Annotated in this window: 15 protein-coding genes and 2 pseudogenes; 9 read left to right on the top strand and 8 right to left on the bottom strand. The window is 69.1% G+C overall.

Features of this window, described 5'->3' with window-relative positions; translation table 11 throughout:
- The first annotated feature begins 233 nt into the window (after positions 1-233).
- Positions 234-494: a GNAT family N-acetyltransferase gene (locus tag Pflav_RS06465; protein WP_197938104.1), complete on the top strand. Its 261-nt coding sequence runs from the start codon at positions 234-236 to the stop codon at positions 492-494.
- A gap of 71 nt (positions 495-565) precedes the next feature.
- Positions 566-1057, top strand: a complete 492-nt coding sequence (locus Pflav_RS06460) for a DUF5662 family protein (protein ID WP_197938102.1) — start codon at positions 566-568, stop codon at positions 1055-1057.
- Between the two features lie 426 nt (positions 1058-1483).
- On the opposite strand, the pseudogene Pflav_RS06455 reads toward Pflav_RS06460, so the two are convergent.
- The 3 genes and pseudogenes from Pflav_RS06455 to Pflav_RS06445 form a co-directional block, all read right to left on the bottom strand.
- A pseudogene (locus Pflav_RS06455) lies at positions 1484-1582 on the bottom strand (short-chain dehydrogenase); the annotation flags it as partial.
- Complete coding sequence (locus Pflav_RS06450) at positions 1549-3429, bottom strand: glycoside hydrolase family 15 protein (protein ID WP_173034492.1); 1881 nt, start codon at positions 3427-3429, stop codon at positions 1549-1551. The gene Pflav_RS06450 and the pseudogene Pflav_RS06455, both read right to left, overlap by 34 nt.
- A 127-nt stretch (positions 3430-3556) precedes the next feature.
- On the bottom strand, positions 3557-4756 hold the full coding sequence (locus tag Pflav_RS06445; protein WP_173034490.1) for a glycosyltransferase: 1200 nt from the start codon (positions 4754-4756) through the stop codon (positions 3557-3559).
- A 114-nt stretch (positions 4757-4870) separates the two neighbouring features.
- Here Pflav_RS06445 and Pflav_RS06440 point away from each other — a divergent pair, with 114 nt between their 5' ends.
- From Pflav_RS06440 to Pflav_RS06430, 3 genes and pseudogenes are all read left to right on the top strand, one after another.
- The gene (locus Pflav_RS06440) at positions 4871-6643 is read left to right on the top strand and encodes a glycoside hydrolase family 3 protein (protein WP_232071025.1); all 1773 of its coding nucleotides are present in this window, start codon (positions 4871-4873) and stop codon (positions 6641-6643) included.
- Positions 6644-6955: 312 nt separating this feature from the next.
- Positions 6956-9477: pseudogene (locus Pflav_RS06435) on the top strand (sensor histidine kinase); the annotation flags it as partial.
- Between the two features lie 98 nt (positions 9478-9575).
- A complete protein-coding gene (locus Pflav_RS06430; protein WP_173034488.1) occupies positions 9576-10316 on the top strand; it encodes a response regulator in 741 nt (246 codons plus the stop codon).
- A 32-nt stretch (positions 10317-10348) separates the two neighbouring features.
- Here Pflav_RS06430 and Pflav_RS06425 read toward each other — a convergent pair whose 3' ends face one another.
- Positions 10349-11539, bottom strand: coding sequence for a hypothetical protein (locus Pflav_RS06425; protein ID WP_173034486.1), 1191 nt, complete (start codon positions 11537-11539; stop codon positions 10349-10351).
- 868 nt (positions 11540-12407) lie between these two features.
- Positions 12408-12653, bottom strand: a complete 246-nt coding sequence (locus Pflav_RS44985; protein ID WP_232071024.1) for a hypothetical protein — start codon at positions 12651-12653, stop codon at positions 12408-12410.
- A 297-nt stretch (positions 12654-12950) separates the two neighbouring features.
- Here Pflav_RS44985 and Pflav_RS44980 point away from each other — a divergent pair, with 297 nt between their 5' ends.
- From Pflav_RS44980 to Pflav_RS47185, 4 genes are all read left to right on the top strand, one after another.
- Positions 12951-13526 (top strand): DUF418 domain-containing protein, encoded by a 576-nt coding sequence (locus tag Pflav_RS44980; RefSeq protein WP_232071023.1) that lies wholly within the window; start codon positions 12951-12953, stop codon positions 13524-13526.
- Positions 13527-13888: 362 nt separating this feature from the next.
- The gene (locus tag Pflav_RS48570; RefSeq protein WP_173034484.1) at positions 13889-14230 is read left to right on the top strand and encodes an ATP-binding protein; all 342 of its coding nucleotides are present in this window, start codon (positions 13889-13891) and stop codon (positions 14228-14230) included.
- The gene (locus tag Pflav_RS06410; RefSeq protein WP_173034482.1) at positions 14212-14901 is read left to right on the top strand and encodes a hypothetical protein; all 690 of its coding nucleotides are present in this window, start codon (positions 14212-14214) and stop codon (positions 14899-14901) included. The genes Pflav_RS48570 and Pflav_RS06410 overlap by 19 nt, the downstream gene beginning before the upstream one ends.
- Positions 14898-16655: a helix-turn-helix domain-containing protein gene (locus Pflav_RS47185; RefSeq protein ID WP_269474463.1), complete on the top strand. Its 1758-nt coding sequence runs from the start codon at positions 14898-14900 to the stop codon at positions 16653-16655. The genes Pflav_RS06410 and Pflav_RS47185 overlap by 4 nt, the downstream gene beginning before the upstream one ends.
- Positions 16656-16696: 41 nt before the next feature.
- On the opposite strand, the gene Pflav_RS06400 is transcribed toward Pflav_RS47185, so the two are convergent.
- The 3 genes from Pflav_RS06400 to Pflav_RS06390 are packed head-to-tail and all read right to left on the bottom strand — an operon-like array spanning position 16697 to position 18509.
- Complete coding sequence (locus Pflav_RS06400; RefSeq protein ID WP_173034480.1) at positions 16697-16903, bottom strand: hypothetical protein; 207 nt, start codon at positions 16901-16903, stop codon at positions 16697-16699.
- Positions 16903-17367: a TIGR03085 family metal-binding protein gene (locus Pflav_RS06395; protein ID WP_173034478.1), complete on the bottom strand. Its 465-nt coding sequence runs from the start codon at positions 17365-17367 to the stop codon at positions 16903-16905. The genes Pflav_RS06400 and Pflav_RS06395 overlap by 1 nt, the downstream gene beginning before the upstream one ends.
- Complete coding sequence (locus Pflav_RS06390; RefSeq protein WP_197938100.1) at positions 17364-18509, bottom strand: cation:proton antiporter; 1146 nt, start codon at positions 18507-18509, stop codon at positions 17364-17366. Before Pflav_RS06390 ends, Pflav_RS06395 begins: the two co-directional genes overlap by 4 nt.
- Positions 18510-18586 lie beyond the last annotated feature (77 nt).

The raw sequence follows: 18586 nt of genomic DNA, 5'->3' as shown, positions 1-18586 counted from the left end.
CGTCGGGGTGGCCCGGCGTCCCGGACCCGCCGCTGCTGGTGCCGGACGAGCCACCGGGGCCATTCCCGATCCGTCGTCCTCGGTGACGACATCCGGCTTCCGGTTCGCATTATCCGGCGCGCGTACGTCCGTATCGGCCTCTACCTGGACCAGCGGTGTCTGGCCGGCCTCGTCCTCGGCGTGCTGGGGATCGACCGGCTGCCCACCGCGGTCAGGGCATCGCGCCGCGGGCGGTGCGCCTGGTCGCCGAGTGGGCCTTCGACGAACTGGGCATCACCGGACTGGCCATCGAGGCCGACGCGGCGAACACCGCGTCCATCCGAGTCGCCGAGAAGTGCGACTTCCAGCGGATCGGCAGCCGCGTAGGAACGGATGTCGATCGTGGCATGGTCACCACCATCGTCTTTGCCGGCAGAGGCCGTGACCAGACCGTCGTGATCCGCAGCTCCAGGGGCGGCCCGCACCAGGCAAGACAGTTGATCAGCGTAGATTAATATCTACTAGCCCAAGTTGGACCATCCGACCACATGATCTCGATCTACGTCCATATCAACGGGGGAACCACATGGTCATGCCGTACGACTCCACGCCAGACACGCTGCGGCATAGCCTGCGAGTCGCCGAGCTGATGGGCGAGCTGATCAAGGAGTTGCTTGACCGGTCGGTCCGGCACGACCTGAGCAAGACTCGCGAGCCGGAGCGGGCCGTTTACGACAAGTTCGTGCCCTCACTGCGCGCCACGAACTACGGCAGCGTGGAGTATCTGACCCTGGTCGAAGCGATGGGCGAGGGGCTGCGACACCACTACGCGCACAACCGTCATCACCCAGAACACTTTGCCAACGGGATCAACGGCATGACCCTGGTCGATCTGCTCGAGATGCTGGTGGACTGGAAGGCGGCCACCGAACGCACCGCACATGGTGACCTCGCGGCCAGCCTGACAATCAACCGCGAACGGTTCGATATCGCACCACAACTGATGGACATCCTGGTGAACACCGCTCGCCACTTCGGGTGGCTGGCCGCAGAGCCAGACCACAACGCAGCGTCCTGACACGGCGTGGCTGTCGCCTGCCAATTGAGTTGAGGCACGCAACGTGCCGTGACCTGCGGTGCCTCAACTTCACTGGCAGAAGCAGAACGCCCGTCTTGCCAGCTGAGTTGAGGCAAACCGGCGCACTGTGCGGCGGGCTGCCGCAGGTCACGAGCGGGGTTCGATTCTGCTGGGCCGGATGCCTCAGATCCATTGGCAGTGCGATCCATGCGACCTGGCGGCAGGCCCGCGCGCTGGCTGACCGCCGCCAATGCCGCCCGGGCCGTCTCGACGGTGACCTGCGGATCGAGCGTCACGAGAACGCCGAGTACTTGCCGCACGTCGCGCAGCGACACTGGCCGATCTCAGCAGGTCAACACATGATCAACAATCAAGTGTCGCTGCATAGCCTCCACCTGCTGTTCGTCGCTGATGTCGCCCTGCACCGTCGGCGCCCTCCCGGCCGAATTCGATGGCGGTGGCCTGGCCGATGCCCGAGTCTGAGCCGGTGATCAGGGCGGTCCTGCCGTCGAGCCGTCCGCTGATGAGCGTGCTCCCTTCGTCCCTTTCGCGCCAGCCGGCGCGAGTTCCTGTGCTTGCTGCGCCGTCCCGCGCCGGCGTTCGTCGGCCTCGGTGAGCTGGCCCGCGGCGTTGATGAGGCCGATGTGCGAGAACGCCTGCGGGAAGTTGCCAAGCTGCTCGCCGGTCGTCGGGTCGATCTGTTCCGCGTACAGGCCCAGGTCGTTGGTCCGGGCTGCCAGTTGCTCGAACAGCTCCCCCGCCCGATCCACCTCGCCGACCAATGCCAGGCAGCCGACCAGCCAGAAGGAACAGATGACGAAGCCGGCGGGATCGCCGTCCCAGCGGCGCAGCAGGCCGTTGTGGGACAGCTTCTGTTCGACCACGCGCATGGTGGAGCGCATACGGGGGTCGTCGGCGGGGAGGAAGCCCACCAGCGGCATGATCAGGACGGAGGCGTCCAGGTTTTCGGAGTCGAAGGCGCCGGTGTACGCCCCGAGCCGCTCGTTCCAGCCGCGGGTGAGCACCGCATCGCGTACTTCGTCCCGTGCCGCCGCCCACCGGGCCACGTCGGCGGAGTCGCCGAGCCGCGTGCCGTGGCGCACGGCCCGGTCCAGCGCGGTCCAGCACTGCACCTTGGAGGAGACGTAGTGCCGCTCGGCGTCGCGGGCCTCCCACATACCGGCGTCCGGGCGCCGCCACACCATCGCCGCCTGGTCGGCCAACTCGCGCAGCAGGTTGCGTACCTCGGGGGACATCGGGTCGAGGTAGTGCCGCATCAGCCAGGCGGCGTCGAGCACCTCGCCGAGTACGTCGGTCTGTCGCTGCCGCCACGCGTCGTTGCCAACGTATACCGGCCGGCTCTCGGCGTAGCCGCGCAGGTGGTCGAGGCGGCGTTCGGTGAGGTCGTGCTGGCCGTCGACCGCGTACATGATGGGTGCTGGCTCGTTGCCGATGCGGCCCATCGCCCGGCTCGCCCAGGCGAACTGCCGGTCGGCCTCGTGCGGGCAGGCGGCGCGCCAGAGCGCCTGGAGGGTGAGGCTGAAGTCGCGGACCCAGACGAAGCGGTAGTCGTAGTTGCGCTGTCCGCCCAACTCTTCGGGCAGCGACGTGGTGGGGGCCGCAATGACCGCGCCGCTCGGCTGGTACGTCATGGCCTGCACCACCATCGCGCTGCGGCGTACCTGGTCCCGGTATCGCCCGCGGTAGTCGTCGTGCAGGCCGGCCCACGAGCGCCAACCTTCCACGGCGTTGGCGACCAGTTCCTCAGCGTCAAGTTCGGCCGGCGCGCCCCCGTCGTAGGTGGGCGAATATGCCAGCGTGAACCGGAGGGTGGTCTCGGCCGGGACGGTGAAGGTGGCGGTCGCCTCGCCTTCCCCGCAAACCATGGGCACATCGCCGCGCAGCCTCAGCCGGTCCGCTCCAGCGGTGGCCTCCAGTGCGCCGTCCCGCTCGACCAGATAGGCGGTAACCAGCCCGTATTCGAAGCGCGGCTTGTAGTGCAGTCGCATCGGGACCTCGCCGGAAAGTCCCTGCACCACCCGTCCCAGCACCCCGGGTGAGCGCAGACCGATCTCATGTCCCCGTGCCCCCGGCTCCAGGGCCAGCGCGTCCGTCACCGCCACTGACCCGTGGCGGGTGGTGAAAACGGTACGCAGCACCAGCGTGTCGTCCAGGTAGACCCGCTCGCTCGTGAAGTCCTCGTCCGGTCGGATCTCCCAGTGGCCGCCGCCGCTGTCGAGCAGTCGGCAGAATACGGACGGGGCGTCGAATCGGGCCGGGCACCACCAGTTCACGGAGGCGGCCCGGTCGACAAGTACGGCCGTACGCCCATCAGCCAGAAACCCGTGATCACTGATCCGTCCGGCTTCCATGCAAACGTGCCTACCCTATTCGCACGACACCATTCGCATCGCTGTTGCCCGACCTCAGGATGGGGCTGCCCCGGATTGTCAACGCTCCGCCGATCAGCTGCTGTACGCCGAGCGGTGGCCTCGACGTTCATCCGAACTCGGCAAGGGGAGGCGTCGACTCCAGCGGGGTACGGCTGTAGCTGCGTCGGTACCGGTCGTCGGCGAGGATCTGGCGAACCGCTCGGTCGATCAGGTCGGCTAGGCGGTCGTTGAGGAAATGTTTCGGCTTGTCCTTGTCCACGCCCTCCGCCGTGCCAAGCGCGATGCCGATGCCCAGCTCCTCGACCCGCCGGCTGATCAGCATCTGGTCGCCGAAAAACGGCACGACCACCATCGGCACCTGGCATAGAACGGCCTCGTGCAGGCTGTTGCCGCCGCCGTGGCTGACGAAAACGTCTGCCCGGCTGAGCACCTCCTGCTGGTTGACCTTGCGGTGCACCCGCCAGTTGGCCGGGTACGCGGCCAGCACCCGACGGTCCAGGGTCGAGAAGACCACCTTGATTTCCGGGGAGGCCCAGCGCTGGGCCAGTCCGGCCACACACCGCCGGACGCCATCCCGGGTCTGCTCCTCGGCGTGCCAGAGGTTGTCCATCACCTCGGTACCGAACGACAGGTACACCACAGGGGTGCCAGACCGATCGCACCGGCCGGGATGCCCGTCGGACAGGTAGCCGGCGAACTGGTACCGGGCGGGCTGCCGGTTGTCCAGGAAGTTGGCCGGCGTTACCGACGGGTAGGACCAGACGAGGTTGAGCTCGGCAGGCAGGTGCAGGCTGTTGGAGATCAGCTCCACCTGCTCGGGCCGGACGGACACCCCGTACCTGCGTTCGATCGCGGCCAGCGCGTCTCGGTTAGCCGTGGTGGACAGGCACTGGTCGAGGTACACGCGATCCACAAGCGGCCCGATCAGCCCAGGGATCGAGCACCAGGTCCGGATGCCGAGCATCCGACCGACAAAGTGCCCCTCCACTGCGCAGAAGTCATAGATGATCAGGTCAGGCCGGAACGCCCGAGCTGCCGCCAGGCAATCCTCGAGCAGGTCGTGCACCCGAGCGAACACCCGCCCGGCCGGGGTGTTGATGAAGGTGCCAAGCGCCTGCGGGACGACCACCGAAGCCTCCAGGTCCGCGAGGTCGGGCGCGGTCTTGTTGCGGTCAACCAGGACAAACTGGAACTGGTACGCGTCGCGGTACACGCGGACCAGGCTCTTGATGATGTTCAGATGCCCGTCGTTGGGAATCGCGAAGATCAGTATCCGCTTGCGGCCCTCCCGCCCCACAGATCCCACCCACGATCACCCCTGCCGCAATTATCGATTCCGAAGCGCAGGCTCGGTGGGCGAACCGGACCCTTCGCGGGATTGTGCCGGGGCCTGCCCCGGCGCGGCGTTACCGTGTCGGTGGTGAAGGACCGCGTTCCGCTGCACCACGACGACACGCTGGAGCTGTCGCGCCGCGTGTCGCAGTTACAGGCCCGGATGACCCTGCGGGAGAAGGCCGGCCTGATGTTCCACACCATGATCGCCATGGGCCCACGCGGCCGGCTCGCCGACGCCGACCCGGACTACGGTCTGCTGTCCGCGGAAGAAATGGTGCAGCGGCGGAACATGAACCACTTCAACCTGATTACGGGGGTGGCAGCACCCGCCGAGATGGCGCAGTGGCACAACCGGCTGCAGGATCTTGCCGCCGGTACCCGGTTGGGCATCCCCGTCACCCTGTCCACCGATCCCCGCCACGCGCGCTCCGCCAACCCGAACACGGAAGTGCTGGCCGGTCCGTTCTCGGTATGGCCGGAACCGCTGGGATTGGCCGCAACCAGGGACCCCGCGTTGGTGCATCGGTTCGCCGACATCGCCCGCCAGGAGTACCTCGCGGTCGGGTTACGAGTGGCCCTGCACCCCCAGGTCGACCTCGCGACCGAGCCGCGCTGGGCCCGGATCGTCGGTACCTTCGGCGCGGATCCGGAGCTGACCGGGGCGCTGGCCCGCAAGTACATCGGCGGCCTGCAAGGCCCCAGCCTGGGCCCGGCCAGCGTGGCGGCCATGACGAAGCACTTTCCCGGCGGCGGCCCACAACGCGACGGCGAGGATCCGCACTTTGCCGACGGCCAGGAGCAGGTCTACCCGAGCGGCAGGTTCGCCGAACAACTGCTGCCCTTCCGCGCAGCGATCCAGGCCCGCACCTCCCAAATCATGCCCGGCTACGGAATGCCGGTCGCCGCCCCGTACGAGGAGGTCGGTTTCGCCTTCAACGCCGCCGTCATCACCGGTTTGCTGCGGGGCGATCTGGCCTTCGACGGGATCGTGTGCACCGACTGGGGCGTGCTCACCGACACCGAGTTCTCCGGTGAGCGCCGCCCGGCGCGGGCCTGGGGGGTGCAGCGGTTGAGCCCAGTGCACCGCGCCGGCCGGGCACTGGACGCCGGGTGCGATCAGTTCGGTGGCGAGGCCCGCCCGGACCTGGTGGTCGAACTGGTCCGCAGTGGAGCAGTCAGCCAGCAGCGGGTGGACGTATCGGTACGCCGGCTGCTGCGGGAGAAGTTCAGGCTCGGCCTCTTCGACCGGCGGCACGTCGACCCGCAGATCGCCGAGCAGACCGTGGGCCGGGCTGACTTCCGAGCCGCCGGCCTCGCCGCCCAGCGCGCCTCGGTGACCCTGCTACGCAACGCCGCGCCGGACTGCCCGGCGCGCCTGCCGCTGCGCCCGGGACTTCGCGTGTACTGCGCCGGGGTCTCCCGTCAACTGGTGGCCCGGCACGCGGTGATCGTCGACCGCCCAGAAGACGCAGATGTGGCGCTGCTGCGGCTGCAAGCGCCCTACGAGCCTCGCACCGGACCCGTGGAAGCGTTCTTCCATACCGGCTCGCTCGCCTACCCGCCCGGCCAACTAGCCCAGATCCTCGCGGTCCTCGACACAGTACCGTCCATCGTGGATATCTACCTTGACCGGCCGGCCGTGCTGACCGAGATCGCCGCGCACGCCGCGGCCCTGCTGGTCACCTTCGCGGTCGGCGACGAGCCGCTGCTGGACGTGTTGACCGGCCGCGACAAGCCCCGCGGCCGGCTACCGTTCGACCTGCCCCGATCGATGGCGACGGTAGCGGCCGGGCGAGCCGACGTTTCGTTCGACGACCACGACCCGCTGTTCCGGTACGGGCACGGCCTCGACTACTGACCTGCCTCTGAGCGCTTCCGCGCCGCGCGCAGCAACGCTTGGTCGGCATGCAGGCCCAGAGCACTCACCACCGACGAGTTCCCGCTGAGTCGGCTGCAGCCCGCGGGCGGTATCGCCGCGGGCCTGTCTCGTCACGCAGATACGGCCTCCTCAGCATTTCGCCTCCCATCAGACCTGGCCGGGCGAGCGCGGCGACCGGACCGTGGCACTCATGAACGCCAGCGTCCACACCGGCTGGTCGGTCTCCCACGAATTCGACCTGGCCATCGATTGCGAGTTCCCGCATCGGTCCGCAACCGGGAGGATCGGTCTATGGCACGTGGCCAGCTGCGCATCTATCTCGGTGCCGCCCCCGGCGTCGGCAAGACCTTCGCCCTGCTCGGAGAGGCCCACCGCCGCAAGGGGCGGGGCACCGACGTGGTGGTCGGGTCCGTGGAAACGCATGGCCGCGAACACACCGAGCGGCTCATCGGAGACCTGGAGATTGTGCCCGGGAAGACTCTGAGCTTCGGCGGGACCACCTTCACCGAGATGGACATCGACGCTGTCATCGCCCGCCGTCCGCAGGTGGCAGTCGTCGATGAGCTCGCGCACACCAACGTGCCCGGCTCCCGCAACGCCAAACGGTGGCAGGACGTCCAGGAGCTGATCGAGGCCGGCATCACAGTGCTGTCCACCGTGAACATCCAGCACCTCGAGTCGCTCAACGACGTCGTGCAGCAGATCGCTGGCATCGCCGACCAGGAGACCGTGCCGGACGACTTCGTCCGGCACGCGGACCAGGTCGAACTGGTCGACATGACACCGGAGGCGCTGCGGCGCCGGATGGCGCACGGCAACGTTTACCCGCCCGCGAAGGTCGACGCCGCGTTGGGCGACTACTTCCGTGTCGGCAACCTCACCGCATTGCGTGAGCTTGCGCTGCTATGGCTGGCAGACAAGGTCGACGAGCAACTGGAGAAGTACCGGGCCGGTGGCATCTGGGAAACCCGCGAACGGGTCGTCGTCGCCCTCACCGGCGGCCCTGAGGGCGACACGCTCATCCGCCGCGCCGCCCGCGTCGCCGCCCGTACGAAGGGCGCCGACCTGATGGCCGTGCACGTATGCCGCGCCGACGGCCTGATCGGTGCGGATCCCGCTCTGCTAGCCCGGCAGCGGGTCCTGGTCGAAAGCCTCGGCGGCACGTACCACCAAGTCACTGGCGGCCGCGTCCCCGCCGCGCTGATAGATTTCGCGCGCGGCGTCAACGCCACGCAGCTCGTGCTCGGCGCCTCCCGGCGCAGCCGGTTGGCGCAGATCCTCTCCGCAGGCGTCGGGCTCACCACGACCAACCTGTCCGGGCCGATCGACGTGCACCTGGTCGCCCATGAACAGGTAGGGCAGGGCCGACTGCGTCTGGCCGCTGGCACGAGCCCTCTGTCCCGGTCACGCCGGCTCGCGGGCTTCGCACTCACCGTGCTGGGGCTGCCCCTGCTCGCTGTCGGCCTGCGCCCGCTGCGGGACGACCTGTCGTTGGCCAGCAATATGCTGCTCGTGCTGGCTGCCGTGGTCGCCGTGGCGCTGGTGGGCGGGATGTGGCCGGCCGTGGCCGCCGCAGTGATCGGCTTCGGGCTGCTCAACTACTTCTTCACGGAACCGTTCGATGCCTTCGACATCGCCGGCCGCGAGAACGTACTGGCCCTGCTCGTCTTTCTCGTCGTCGCCGTGGCGGTGGCAGCGGTGGTCGACCTTGCTGCCCGCCGCACCCGGGAAGCCGCCGCCGCCTCGGCTGACGCCTCCACCCTGGCCACCGTCGCCGGCAGCGTGTTGCGCGGCGGGCGCCCCTGACCGCGCTGGTGGAGCGGATCCGAGAAACCTTTGGCCTGGCCTCGGTCACCGTGCTCGAACGTCTGCCCGGCACGCTGGACGCCCCGGACCGGCAGGACGACCCAGCGGCGTGGCGAATCGCGGCCACGGTCGGCGATCCACCCTGCTGGGCCCCTGGGCAGGGTGAGACCACCGTACTGGTCGACGACGACCTCGCCTTGGCCCTGTGCGGGCGCGCGCTGCCGGACAGCGACCGGCGCATTGTCGAGGCGTTCGCCGCTCAGGCTGCTCTTGCCCTACGTCAGGAACGCCTCGCCGCGGAGGCTGCCAAGGCCCGCCCGCTGGAGGAGGCCGACAAGATGCGCACCGCGCTGCTCGCCGCGGTCAGCCACGACCTGCGCACCCCGCTGGCCTCGGCAATAGCCGCGGTGGCCAGCCTGCGCAGCCAGGACGTCGAGTTCTCGGCCGAAGACCGGGAAGAGCTGCTGGCCACTGCCGCCGAGTCGCACGAGCGGCTGCGTCGACTGATCGAGAACCTGCTCGACATGAGCCGGCTGCAAGCCGGCGTCCTCGGCGTGTTCGCCACTGCGGTAGGGCTGGAAGACGCCGTCCCGGCGGCGCTGGATGAGCTCGGCGTGCCCGGCCGGCTCGTCCGCGTGCGTATCCCGGACGACCTCGCCGCCGTCGTTGCCGATCCTGTCTTGCTGCAACGGGTCCTGGTCAACGTCATCGGCAACGCCCTGCAGTTCAGCCCGCCTGGGAGGTCACCGACGATCACTGGCAGCGACCACAAGGCCCAGGTTAAGTTGCGGATCATCGATCGCGGCCCGGGCATCCCGGAAGAGGCCAGGGACCGGGTGTTTCAGCCGTTCCAACGACTCGGCGACCGCTCCACCGGCACTGGCGTCGGCCTGGGACTAGCCCTGTCCCGCGGCCTCGCCGAAGCGATGGGCGGGACCCTCAGACCGGAAACGACGCCAGGAGGCGGCCTCACCATGATCCTCACGCTCCCCGCCGCGCAGCCACCGGCGGCCGCGAGTGAAGCGCACGCTACGGCGCTGGCTGACCGGGCCATCGTCGAGCGCCTCCACCGCCGCAATCGCGTGGAGCAGCGGCGGGAATGGCGATGAGCCGCATCCTGGTCGTCGACGACGACCCGCAGATCCTGCGAATGTTACGGATCAACCTGCATGCCCGTGGATACGACGTCGAGGTCGCGGCCGACGCGACTGCTGCGCTCCACGCGGCCGCCAGCCGCAGGCCGGATCTGATCGTGCTCGACCTCGGCCTACCCGACCGCGACGGCGTTGAGGTCATCCGCAACCTGCGCGGCTGGAACAACGCACCGATCATCGTGCTGTCCGGGCGCAGCGGCAGCGCGGACAAGGTCGACGCGCTGGACGCCGGTGCTGACGACTACATCACCAAGCCCTTCGGCGTCGATGAGCTCCTCGCCCGTATCCGCGCGGCCAGCCGCCGCACCTCCACCGCCGCCGCCACGCCGACGATGGAGGTCGGTGGACACACCATCAACCTGGCCAACCGGCTCGTCCACAACGCTGACGGTACCCAGGTGCGGCTCACTCCCACTGAATGGCATCTGCTGACGATCCTTGCCCGCCACCAGGGAGCGCTGGTGAGCCAGCGTCAACTGCTGGAACAGGTATGGGGGCCGAAGTTCGCGAACGAAACCCAGTACTTGCGCCAGTACATGGCCCAGCTGCGCCGCAAACTCGAAGATGATCCCAGCCACCCACAGCATCTGCTCACCGAACCGGGCATGGGCTACCGCCTTCAGCTCGACGCTGGCCCTGCCGTGGCGCCCGCACCTCCAGCAGCGGACGCCCCGACCACGGACCGCGATTGACGCCGCCCCGCGCTTTGGCAGTTGCCGGGATGTCAAGCGATGCCCGCCGGTTCAGGGGTCGGTGCCGCCTCGTCGACACGCCGCGAGCGGGCCGCGCGGCGTCGCGCGCGGGCTCCGCGATACATGCCGCGTAGCCACAACATGAGACCGCCGCCGTTGATGAGAAAGACGAGTATGCCAACAGTGGCGAAGTCGAAGGAGCTGAACTGTGTGTCGTTGCCGGTAAGCAGCAGGATGAACTGATAGACGTAGCCCCAGAAGACGGGGAGCAGGACCAGGACGTAGAAAACGATCGAGGCAAACCGTCCGAAGAACCAGAGCAGCGAGTACCAACGGATCACCCGCATCTCGCCGGGCGGGATCCCGGACTGGTCGACTATGTGCGGCGACCGGCGGAGACGGGCCCACCGGTTGCGCAGGTAGTTGTCGGTGTCGGTCATCAGGTTCTTGCACTTGAAGGCCGTGGCGATGATGTAGTAGATGTCGGTGCGCAGGAAGAAGAAGAGCTGCCAGATTATGCGCGCCAAGGGTGTGAGCAGCACCGCGGTCGCGAGCAGCACGGCCCACTCGGGCGGGCTGACCCATCCCCGGTGGGCGGACCAGATGAAGAAGACCAGCAGGGCAGTCTGGACGCCGTCGACGACCATGCCGATCGCGAAGGCGAGATAGCGCTGGCGCTTGGGTTTCATCCAGATCGCGGTCATGTCGGTCTGCGCGACCAGGACCCAGAGCTGATTTCCCATCCCGATGCCAGCGGGGACGCCGGCCGCGCGGGCGGCGACGAGGTGACCCAGCTCGTGCAGGAACAGGCCGAGCATCGCGAAGGTGATCCAGGCCCAGGTCAGGGCCGCGAAGTGGGTTGGGAACAGCAGGGCGTTGCCCGGTTTGGGCAGCACGCCGGGGTCGTCGACGATCATGGCCGCCGCCACGACCATGAGCAGGCCGCAGAAGGCCAACACCGGCCAGCTCACCAACCGTTGGGCTGCCCGTGGCGAGAGCCACTCGAAGCGCCAGCGCCAGTGGGCCTGCCGGACCTCGGGAACCTCACCCGCGTCCACGGCGGAGGCCTCACCGATGAAACCCTCTTGCTCGAGCGCCTCGAGAAAGTCCTCGATGTCGGGGGTGTCGTGGTACTTCTCTTGGTACAGCCGCGCCGTGTGGCCGACCGTGTTGCCGGCGGCCAGCGACTCAAGAATGTCCAGCCCCTCGGCAGGAATGGCCACAAACACATGGCGATCGAGGTCCCCGAGGATGACCGTGTCCCCTTCGGACCGATGGGTGAACGGACGAACGGTCACGAGTGAGTCAGGTGTGTACCCGGCCATCTTCCCTTCCTTCCTGCGCGCTTGCGACGAACCTGTGGGGCCCGGGCGCGACGGCCCCGGCCCCCACAGACCTGCGGTAGATCTGACTTACGCCTCGGCGGGGCAAGACGCAGCGGCGCTGGTCTTCACCGGCTCGAGCCGGCGGACGGAAAGCTTCTTCATTGAGGTCACCTCCCTACTTCAAGAGCGGTCGATCGGCCGCATGCTCGTGGTGAGCATCGGCACGCATGATGCGGAGCGGGGGCAAAGGTCCGCAGCGTGGCTCGTACGATGGACCGGTGTCGCCGGCCACGGCGCGAACCCGGACCGCAACAGCACTGTTCGACGAGCGATGCGGCTGTTGCCCGGGCGCCGACACACCGTTGTATCGCTGGAGGTTCCGAGGGCGATCCCGCGTGGTTGTATCGACGGCCATCCGCGCGACTCCTTCCGAGCATAGGAGACAGCCGCCCCGTGATGGCTATCATTGGCGCCTGCCTTCCTATCTCGGAAGTGGTCTTTTCATGCCACCGGCGGCAGTGTCCCGAAGGTGTCGGACTACGATCGTTCGAGTCACTTTGGCCTTGGAATTGGACTGTTCGATAGAGGATGTGACTGTGCTTTCCAAGTACCTCTAGGGATCGCCAGATGTAAATCTGGCGGCCCACCGTCATGGCATGTTCTGCCCTGGCGACGGTGGGGCCGGCGAGGCTTAGCGTGGGCCTATGGGACAGACGACAGGCATGCCGCTCCTACCGGCGACGACGAAGGGGCCTGTGCCCCGCGCCTACCGTGCACTCGCACCGGATCTGGCCCGGGGCGGGATGCTGCTGTTCATCGCCCTCGCCAACGCGGCGAACTTCGCCTTCGCCGGCCAGCCCGGCCTGGACGGCGCGCCGTACGGGTTCCAGCGAGTCATCAACTTCTTCCTGGTTGCCTTTGTGGACAGTCGCGCATACCCGGTGTTCGCGTTGATGTTCGGGTACGGCTTGGTGCAACTGGCCCGCCGCAGCGACGCGGCCGGCACTGCCACTCGCCGCATCCTCTTACGCCGCAACGCGTGGCTGGTCGGCTTCGGTGCCGCCCACGCCACGTTGCTCTACTACGGTGACTTCCTCGGCGCGTACGGCATCGTCGGGATCCTCGCCACGCTCCTACTACTGCGCCGCGGCGACAGGTTCCACAGCGCGGTCCTGTGGCTGTGGGGGTTGCAGCTCGCCTCCGTCGCTGTGCTCGCCGGCAGGCTGGTGGTCGACGCCAAAGGCGGCGACGCGGCGGTCACCAACTCCCCAACCCGTCCCTGGCCGCGACGTCCTATGGCAACTCCGTTGTGGACCGGCTGGCGGAGTGGCCGGCCCACACGGCCGCCGTGCTGCCGTTCATCGTGGTCGTCTGGCTCGGCATGTGGTCCGGCCGCCGCCGGATCCTGGAGGACCCCGCGGCACACCGCGTCCTGCTGCGCTGCGTCGCGGCCGGTGGCCTCGCCGTCGCCTTTCTCGGTGGGCTGCCGTACGCGCTGGTCGCCGCCGGCGCGATCCACGTCGACACCGCCACGCTTGAGGCCACCGCGTACCTACACTCGGCCAGCGGCATGTCCGGCGGCCCGGGCTACGTCGCGCTGTTCGGCCTGCTGGCACTGCGCTTTCCCAAGGGCCGGCAGCTGTCCTCGGTCGAGGCGGTCGCCGCGCTGGGAAGACGGTCCCTGAGCGGCTACCTGCTCCAGTCGGTGGCCTGGACCGCCCTCTTCGTCCCGTTCACCCTCGACCTGGGCGGCTCCACCTACACCGCGTTCGCCGCCGCCGTCGCGGTGTGGATCGTCTCGGTGCTCGCCGCAGGCGCACTTGAGGCACGAGGGCAGCGCGGACCGGCGGAGTGGCTGCTCAGGCGCCTGACGTACGGTCGTTGACCGACCCGCCCCGCGCGGCGACCTCACCGGGAAAGCCGAGTCACACTTTGTCTAGTTCTCGCCTGACTGAAGCGGCCTTGAGGGGAAAGATCAGTCTATTTCTCGGCTCAGCAGAAATTAGCGGCTGGGACCGATAGAACGGGAACGCACACCTTGATCAAGGCGAGGGCTAATTGCGCATGCCCGACACGACAAATTTACGACGACAAGTATTCATCCCATTACCGCTGGTGAGCGACGCGCTGGGAGCACATCGATCGCCGCCGGACGGCGAGCCGATAACCGACGAATAGCGGCTCGAATGGTGACGCAAATAGGGTCGGCACGGTCTACCACACCTTCAGCCCATCGGGAGGCTGATTGTGAACCCGATCGATCGACAAGATGCACTTGAGCTGCTCGACGAGCTTGTGCGGGGCACATCGTCGGGGCGCGGCGGCGTCGTCCTGGTCACTGGGGCGACTGCCACCGGCAAGAGCACGCTACTGGACGCCTGCCGGCGGCGCGGGCAGGAGTTGGGCGCCGTCGCGCTCGCGGCGACCGCCTCGCCCGCCGAACAGAACCTGCCCCTCGGGTGCTCTCCCAGTTGCTCCACGCCGCCGCGGTCGCGGTCGACGAGCGCGCCCCGATTGCCTCGCCGAGGGTGGTCGCCGCCAGTACGGTGGCAGGCCCCAGGTCCGGTACGGTGCCGGCGGCGCAGGTAGACCTGCCATCGATCGAGGTAATTTGCGCCGCCCTGCTGAGGTTGTCCGCAGCCCAACCCCTGGTGATCAGCATTGACGACATCGAACATGCCGACGCGGAGTCCCGATGGGCACTGCTCTTCATGGCGCGTCGGACGCACTTCGCCCGCATCGTCTTGGTACTTAGCCATACCGACCCGAGCGGGTACGCCGAGGGCGGCACCGCCGCGGAGTTGGCGCGGCAGTCGCATTGCCACACCGTGCACCTCGAGCCGCTGTCGAAGCAGGGCGTGCGGACCTTGGCGTGGGACCTCGTCGGGCACGAGGCGGGCCAACGCCTGCACCTGCCCTGGTTTCGACTCAGTGGCGGCAACCCGCTGCTCGTCGCCGCGCTGGCCGAGGACTATCGCGAGCGCCTGCGGGCAATCGAGGACGACCGGTCCGTCGCGGTACACGTCGCCGGCGCCCGGTACGGGCGGGCGGTCCTGGCCTGTTTGCACCGCGGCGGCGAACGGGTGGTCCAAGTGGCCCGCGGTCTGGCGGTCCTTGGGGCGAGGACGGTCTCGACGACCTGCTCGGCCTCCCGAGCGATCAACTGGCCCGCGGCCTGCATGCGATCGCGGCCACAGGACTCACCGCTGGCGGAATCTTCCGTGCCGAGGCCGCGCGCAGCGCCGTGCTTGGCGATATGAGCGCGGACGAACTCACGGCCATGCACAGCGCGGCCGCGGAGATCACGCACAGGCGCGGCATGCCGACCGGTGTCGTGGCCGAGCATCTTGTCCAGGCCGGCAGAAACATGCCCACCTGGGGCATTGCGGTACTGGAGGACGCCTCCGCCCGGGCGCTGTACGAAGGCCGGGCAGACCGTGCCATCGCGTACCTGCGCCAGGCGCGCTCCGGCTGTACCGACGAGCGGCGCCGCAGCGAGATCACCATCAAGCTCGTTCGCGCGGAGTGGTGCCTCAACCCCGCCGTACCCGCCGACCGGCTCGCCGAGCTCACCGAGGCGGCCCAGCGCGGCATCATGACCGGCGGGCACGCCGTCGCCTTGGTACGCGCGCTGCTTTGGCACGGTCGCTCGGAGCAAGCTCGCGACGTGCTCGACACGATCCTGCGGTCAGAGGCCGAGCGGTCGTGCACAGCGCAGGAGCTGACCGTGCTGCGCGACTGGATGCGCTGCACCCACCCGCTCGACGTCCACCCGCGGCTGCACGAACTGCCGGCCGGCCGGGACAACGGCGTGCACTCGTCGGTCGCGGCCCTACGCCGGCTGGACGCGGCGAAGCTGCTCTCGGAGGTCCTGACCGCAGGCGGCCAAAGCGACCTCACCGCACGCGCTGACCAGATCCTGCGCGGCTGCCGTCCCGACGACACGTCGTTCGACGCGGTCGTGTGGACGCTGCACGCGCTCACCTATGGCGACTGCCTGGCCCAGGCGCAGGAGTGGTGCGAGGCGGTCAGCGCCGCGGTTGAGGCCCAACGCGCGCCCAGCTGGAGTGCCCGCTTGGCCGGGATCCGCGGCGAGATAGCCGTCCGCCAGGGGGACATGCCGTCCGCCGAACGACATGCCCGTACCGCCCTGGCGCTCGTTCCGCCGGCCGGGTGGGGGGTCGCGATCGGCAAACCACTGAGCACGCTGATCCTCGCGTGCGACGCGATGGGGCGGCACGAGACGGCCGCCGAACAGCTCGGGCTGCCGGTACCCGAGGCCATGTTCGAGACCAGATTCGGCTTGCAGTACCTGCGCGCCCGAGGACGGCACAGTCTGGCGACCGGGAACCCCGCGCTGGCGCTGCGCGACTTCCGGCTCTGCGGCGAGCTCATGGGCAAATGGCGGATGGACACGCCCGCGTTCCTGCCGTGGCGCGCCGACGCCGCCGAGGCGTACCTGCGGATGGGGCGGCCGGAGGAGGCGCGGCCCCTGGCCGAGGCCCAGCTGGCACGCTGCGGTCCGATGTCGCCCCGTGCCGAGGGCCGGGCCCTGCGCCTGCTCGCCGCGACCCGCGAGCCGTACCAGCGCCCGGTCCTGCTGCACCGCGCGACCGACCTGTCGCAGGCCGGTGGCGACCGGTACGAGATGGCCGCGGCCCTGAACGACCTCGCAGGCGCATACCGCGCGCTCGGCGAATATCGCCGCGCGGCCACGATCGCCCGGCGCGCCAGGGTGGTGATGCCGGAGTTCGACGGGGCATCACCGGCGACGTCGGCGACTCTCAGCGCGCAGGAGGCCGCCCCGCCTGACGTGGCGGGGAACGCGGCCACGCTCAGCGAAGCCGAGCGGCGGGTGGCCGTACTCGCGGCGCTGGGCTACAGCAACCGCGAGATCGCCGAGAAGTTGTGGATCACGGTGAGTACCGTGGAGCAGCACCTGACTCGGGCGTACCGCAAGCTCGACGTGACCCGCCGATCCGACCTGCCCGCCGACCTGAAGGCGCTTGCTTGAAGGCGCTGTGCCACGCCGCCCTCGGGCCAGCCCGAGGCCGTTCAGACGCCGAACGGGGCTACCTGCAGGGCCGCCGTGGCCCACTCCGGGCCCTCGTACCGGACCTCGGCTTGGCCCTGGCGCCCGCACGCGAACATCAGCAGCTCGGACGGCATGCCGTGTACGGTGACGCTCTCGCCGGCAACCGGGCCGGCCCGCACCCTTCCCGCTGGACTGGCCAGAACCACGGTCACCGGGGCGGACCGCATCAGCAACCCGGCTCCCCCGACAGCCGCCCCCACAGCTCCGCCTCGTACTCGGAGGTGATCGGCCGGGGCATCCACCCGGGCTGTGCCCGGCGCAGGTCCTCGTGGTGGACGAAGAACTCCACCGTGTTCATCGCCGCGTCCAGCCAGGGGATGAACCGGTGCGGCGCCCAGCGCGGCGGCGCAGTGCGCACCAGGTCGACGAGGCGCGGGTATTCGTGTTCGGCCAGGATGCGGCGCCGCACCGCCTCGGTGTAGCCGCCGAGCCGCTTTGCCAGGATGCCAACGGAGGCCTCCGGGCGCCGCTCGCGCAGCACCAGGTGGGCGGCCAGGTCGGCGGCGGTCCACCCGGCGCACAGGGTTGGCGCCGCCGGCCCCAGGTCATCCAGCTTGTCGCACAGCACCTGGCGCTCGGCGCAGGCGAAGGTCGCGCGCCGTGTGGTACAGCCAGCTGAGATCGTGGTCACGGTCGGGCCCGCGTCGGCGCATGAGCGGGGGCGGCGTCCGGGAGGTAACTGTTCTCCCGGAGCTCCTCCTCCGCGGTCTGCTCGATGCGGGCCATCGTCAGGCGCAGGATCGGCGGGGCCATCAGTGAGGTGACGATGGCGACCAGGACCACGATCGTGTACGCCTGTACCGACAGGATGCCCAGCCGTAGGCCGACCATGGCCACGATCACCTCGATGACGCCGCGCGCGTTGAGCCCGGCACCGAGTGCCAGCCCTTCCCAGTGGTTGAGGCGGCTGATCCGGGCGCCCAGGTACGCTCCGGCGAATTTGCCCAGGATCGCGACAGCCAGGATGAGCAGCCCCGCTACGAGGACATCCGGGCTGCTCAGCGCGGTCAGGTCCATCCGCAGCCCCGCCGTGGCGAAGAAGATCGGCGCGAGGACGGAGAGCACCACGGTACGCAGCGATGCAAGCCGGGCGTTGCCGGGCCCGATGGCGGAGCCGATCAGGATGCCGCAGACGAACGCGCCGAAGACCGCCTCCAGGCCGAGCGCGTGCGTTGCGATGGCACCCAGAAGGATCATGGTGGTGGCCATCGCGACCGTCGGCCCGGAATCCTGCGAGCGTGCGGCGAGCCGGAATCCGGCGCGCGCCAGCGGCCGGCCGACGGTCAACGCGACCGCGACAACGGCGAACAGGCTCGCCACCGAGGTCACCACGTTGCCCGTGTGCAGGCCGGTGGTGGCCAGCGCGGACACGATCGAGAGCAGCACCCAGCCGATGGCGTCGTCCACCATTCCCGCGGTAAGGACGAGCTGGCCGATGTTGCGGTGCACCATCCGCATGTCCATCAGGATCTTCGCGATCACCGGGATCGCGCTGACGCACATCGCGACGCCCATGAACAGCGCGAACACCACGGGATCGGTGTCCGCGGGCATCAGCGAGCCGCTGAGCGCGAGGCCAACGGCGATACCGGAGCCGAGCGGTACCACAAGACCGCCGACGCTGATCCCGGCCGCGGCCACGCCGCGGCGGCGAACCATGCCCATGTCCATGTGGATGCCCGTGATGCCGACCAGCAGCAGCACGCCGATCTGGCCGACCGCGTCGAGCAGGTGGAACTGCTCGACGTGCGGCGGAAACAGCCAGGTCGACAAGGCCGGCGCCAGGTGGGCGAGGACCGAGGGCCCAGCAGTACGCCGACGGACAGCTCTCCGACGACCGCGGGCATCCC

This window comes from Phytohabitans flavus, assembly GCF_011764545.1.
In the GTDB taxonomy this organism is placed as follows: Bacteria; Actinomycetota; Actinomycetes; order Mycobacteriales; family Micromonosporaceae; genus Phytohabitans; species Phytohabitans flavus.
Note: the sequence above shows the minus strand (reverse complement) of the source record. Positions and strands in the feature narration are given on the sequence as shown.

Coding starts and splice junctions, on each gene's coding strand:
- Pflav_RS06460 (WP_197938102.1), top strand. CDS start 566: ATGGTCATGCCGTACGACTCCACGCCAGACACGCTGCGGCATAGCCTG.
- Pflav_RS06450 (WP_173034492.1), bottom strand. CDS start 3,429: ATGGAAGCCGGACGGATCAGTGATCACGGGTTTCTGGCTGATGGGCGT.
- Pflav_RS06430 (WP_173034488.1), top strand. CDS start 9,576: ATGAGCCGCATCCTGGTCGTCGACGACGACCCGCAGATCCTGCGAATG.
- Pflav_RS47185 (WP_269474463.1), top strand. CDS start 14,898: ATGAGCGCGGACGAACTCACGGCCATGCACAGCGCGGCCGCGGAGATC.
- Pflav_RS06400 (WP_173034480.1), bottom strand. CDS start 16,903: ATGCGGTCCGCCCCGGTGACCGTGGTTCTGGCCAGTCCAGCGGGAAGG.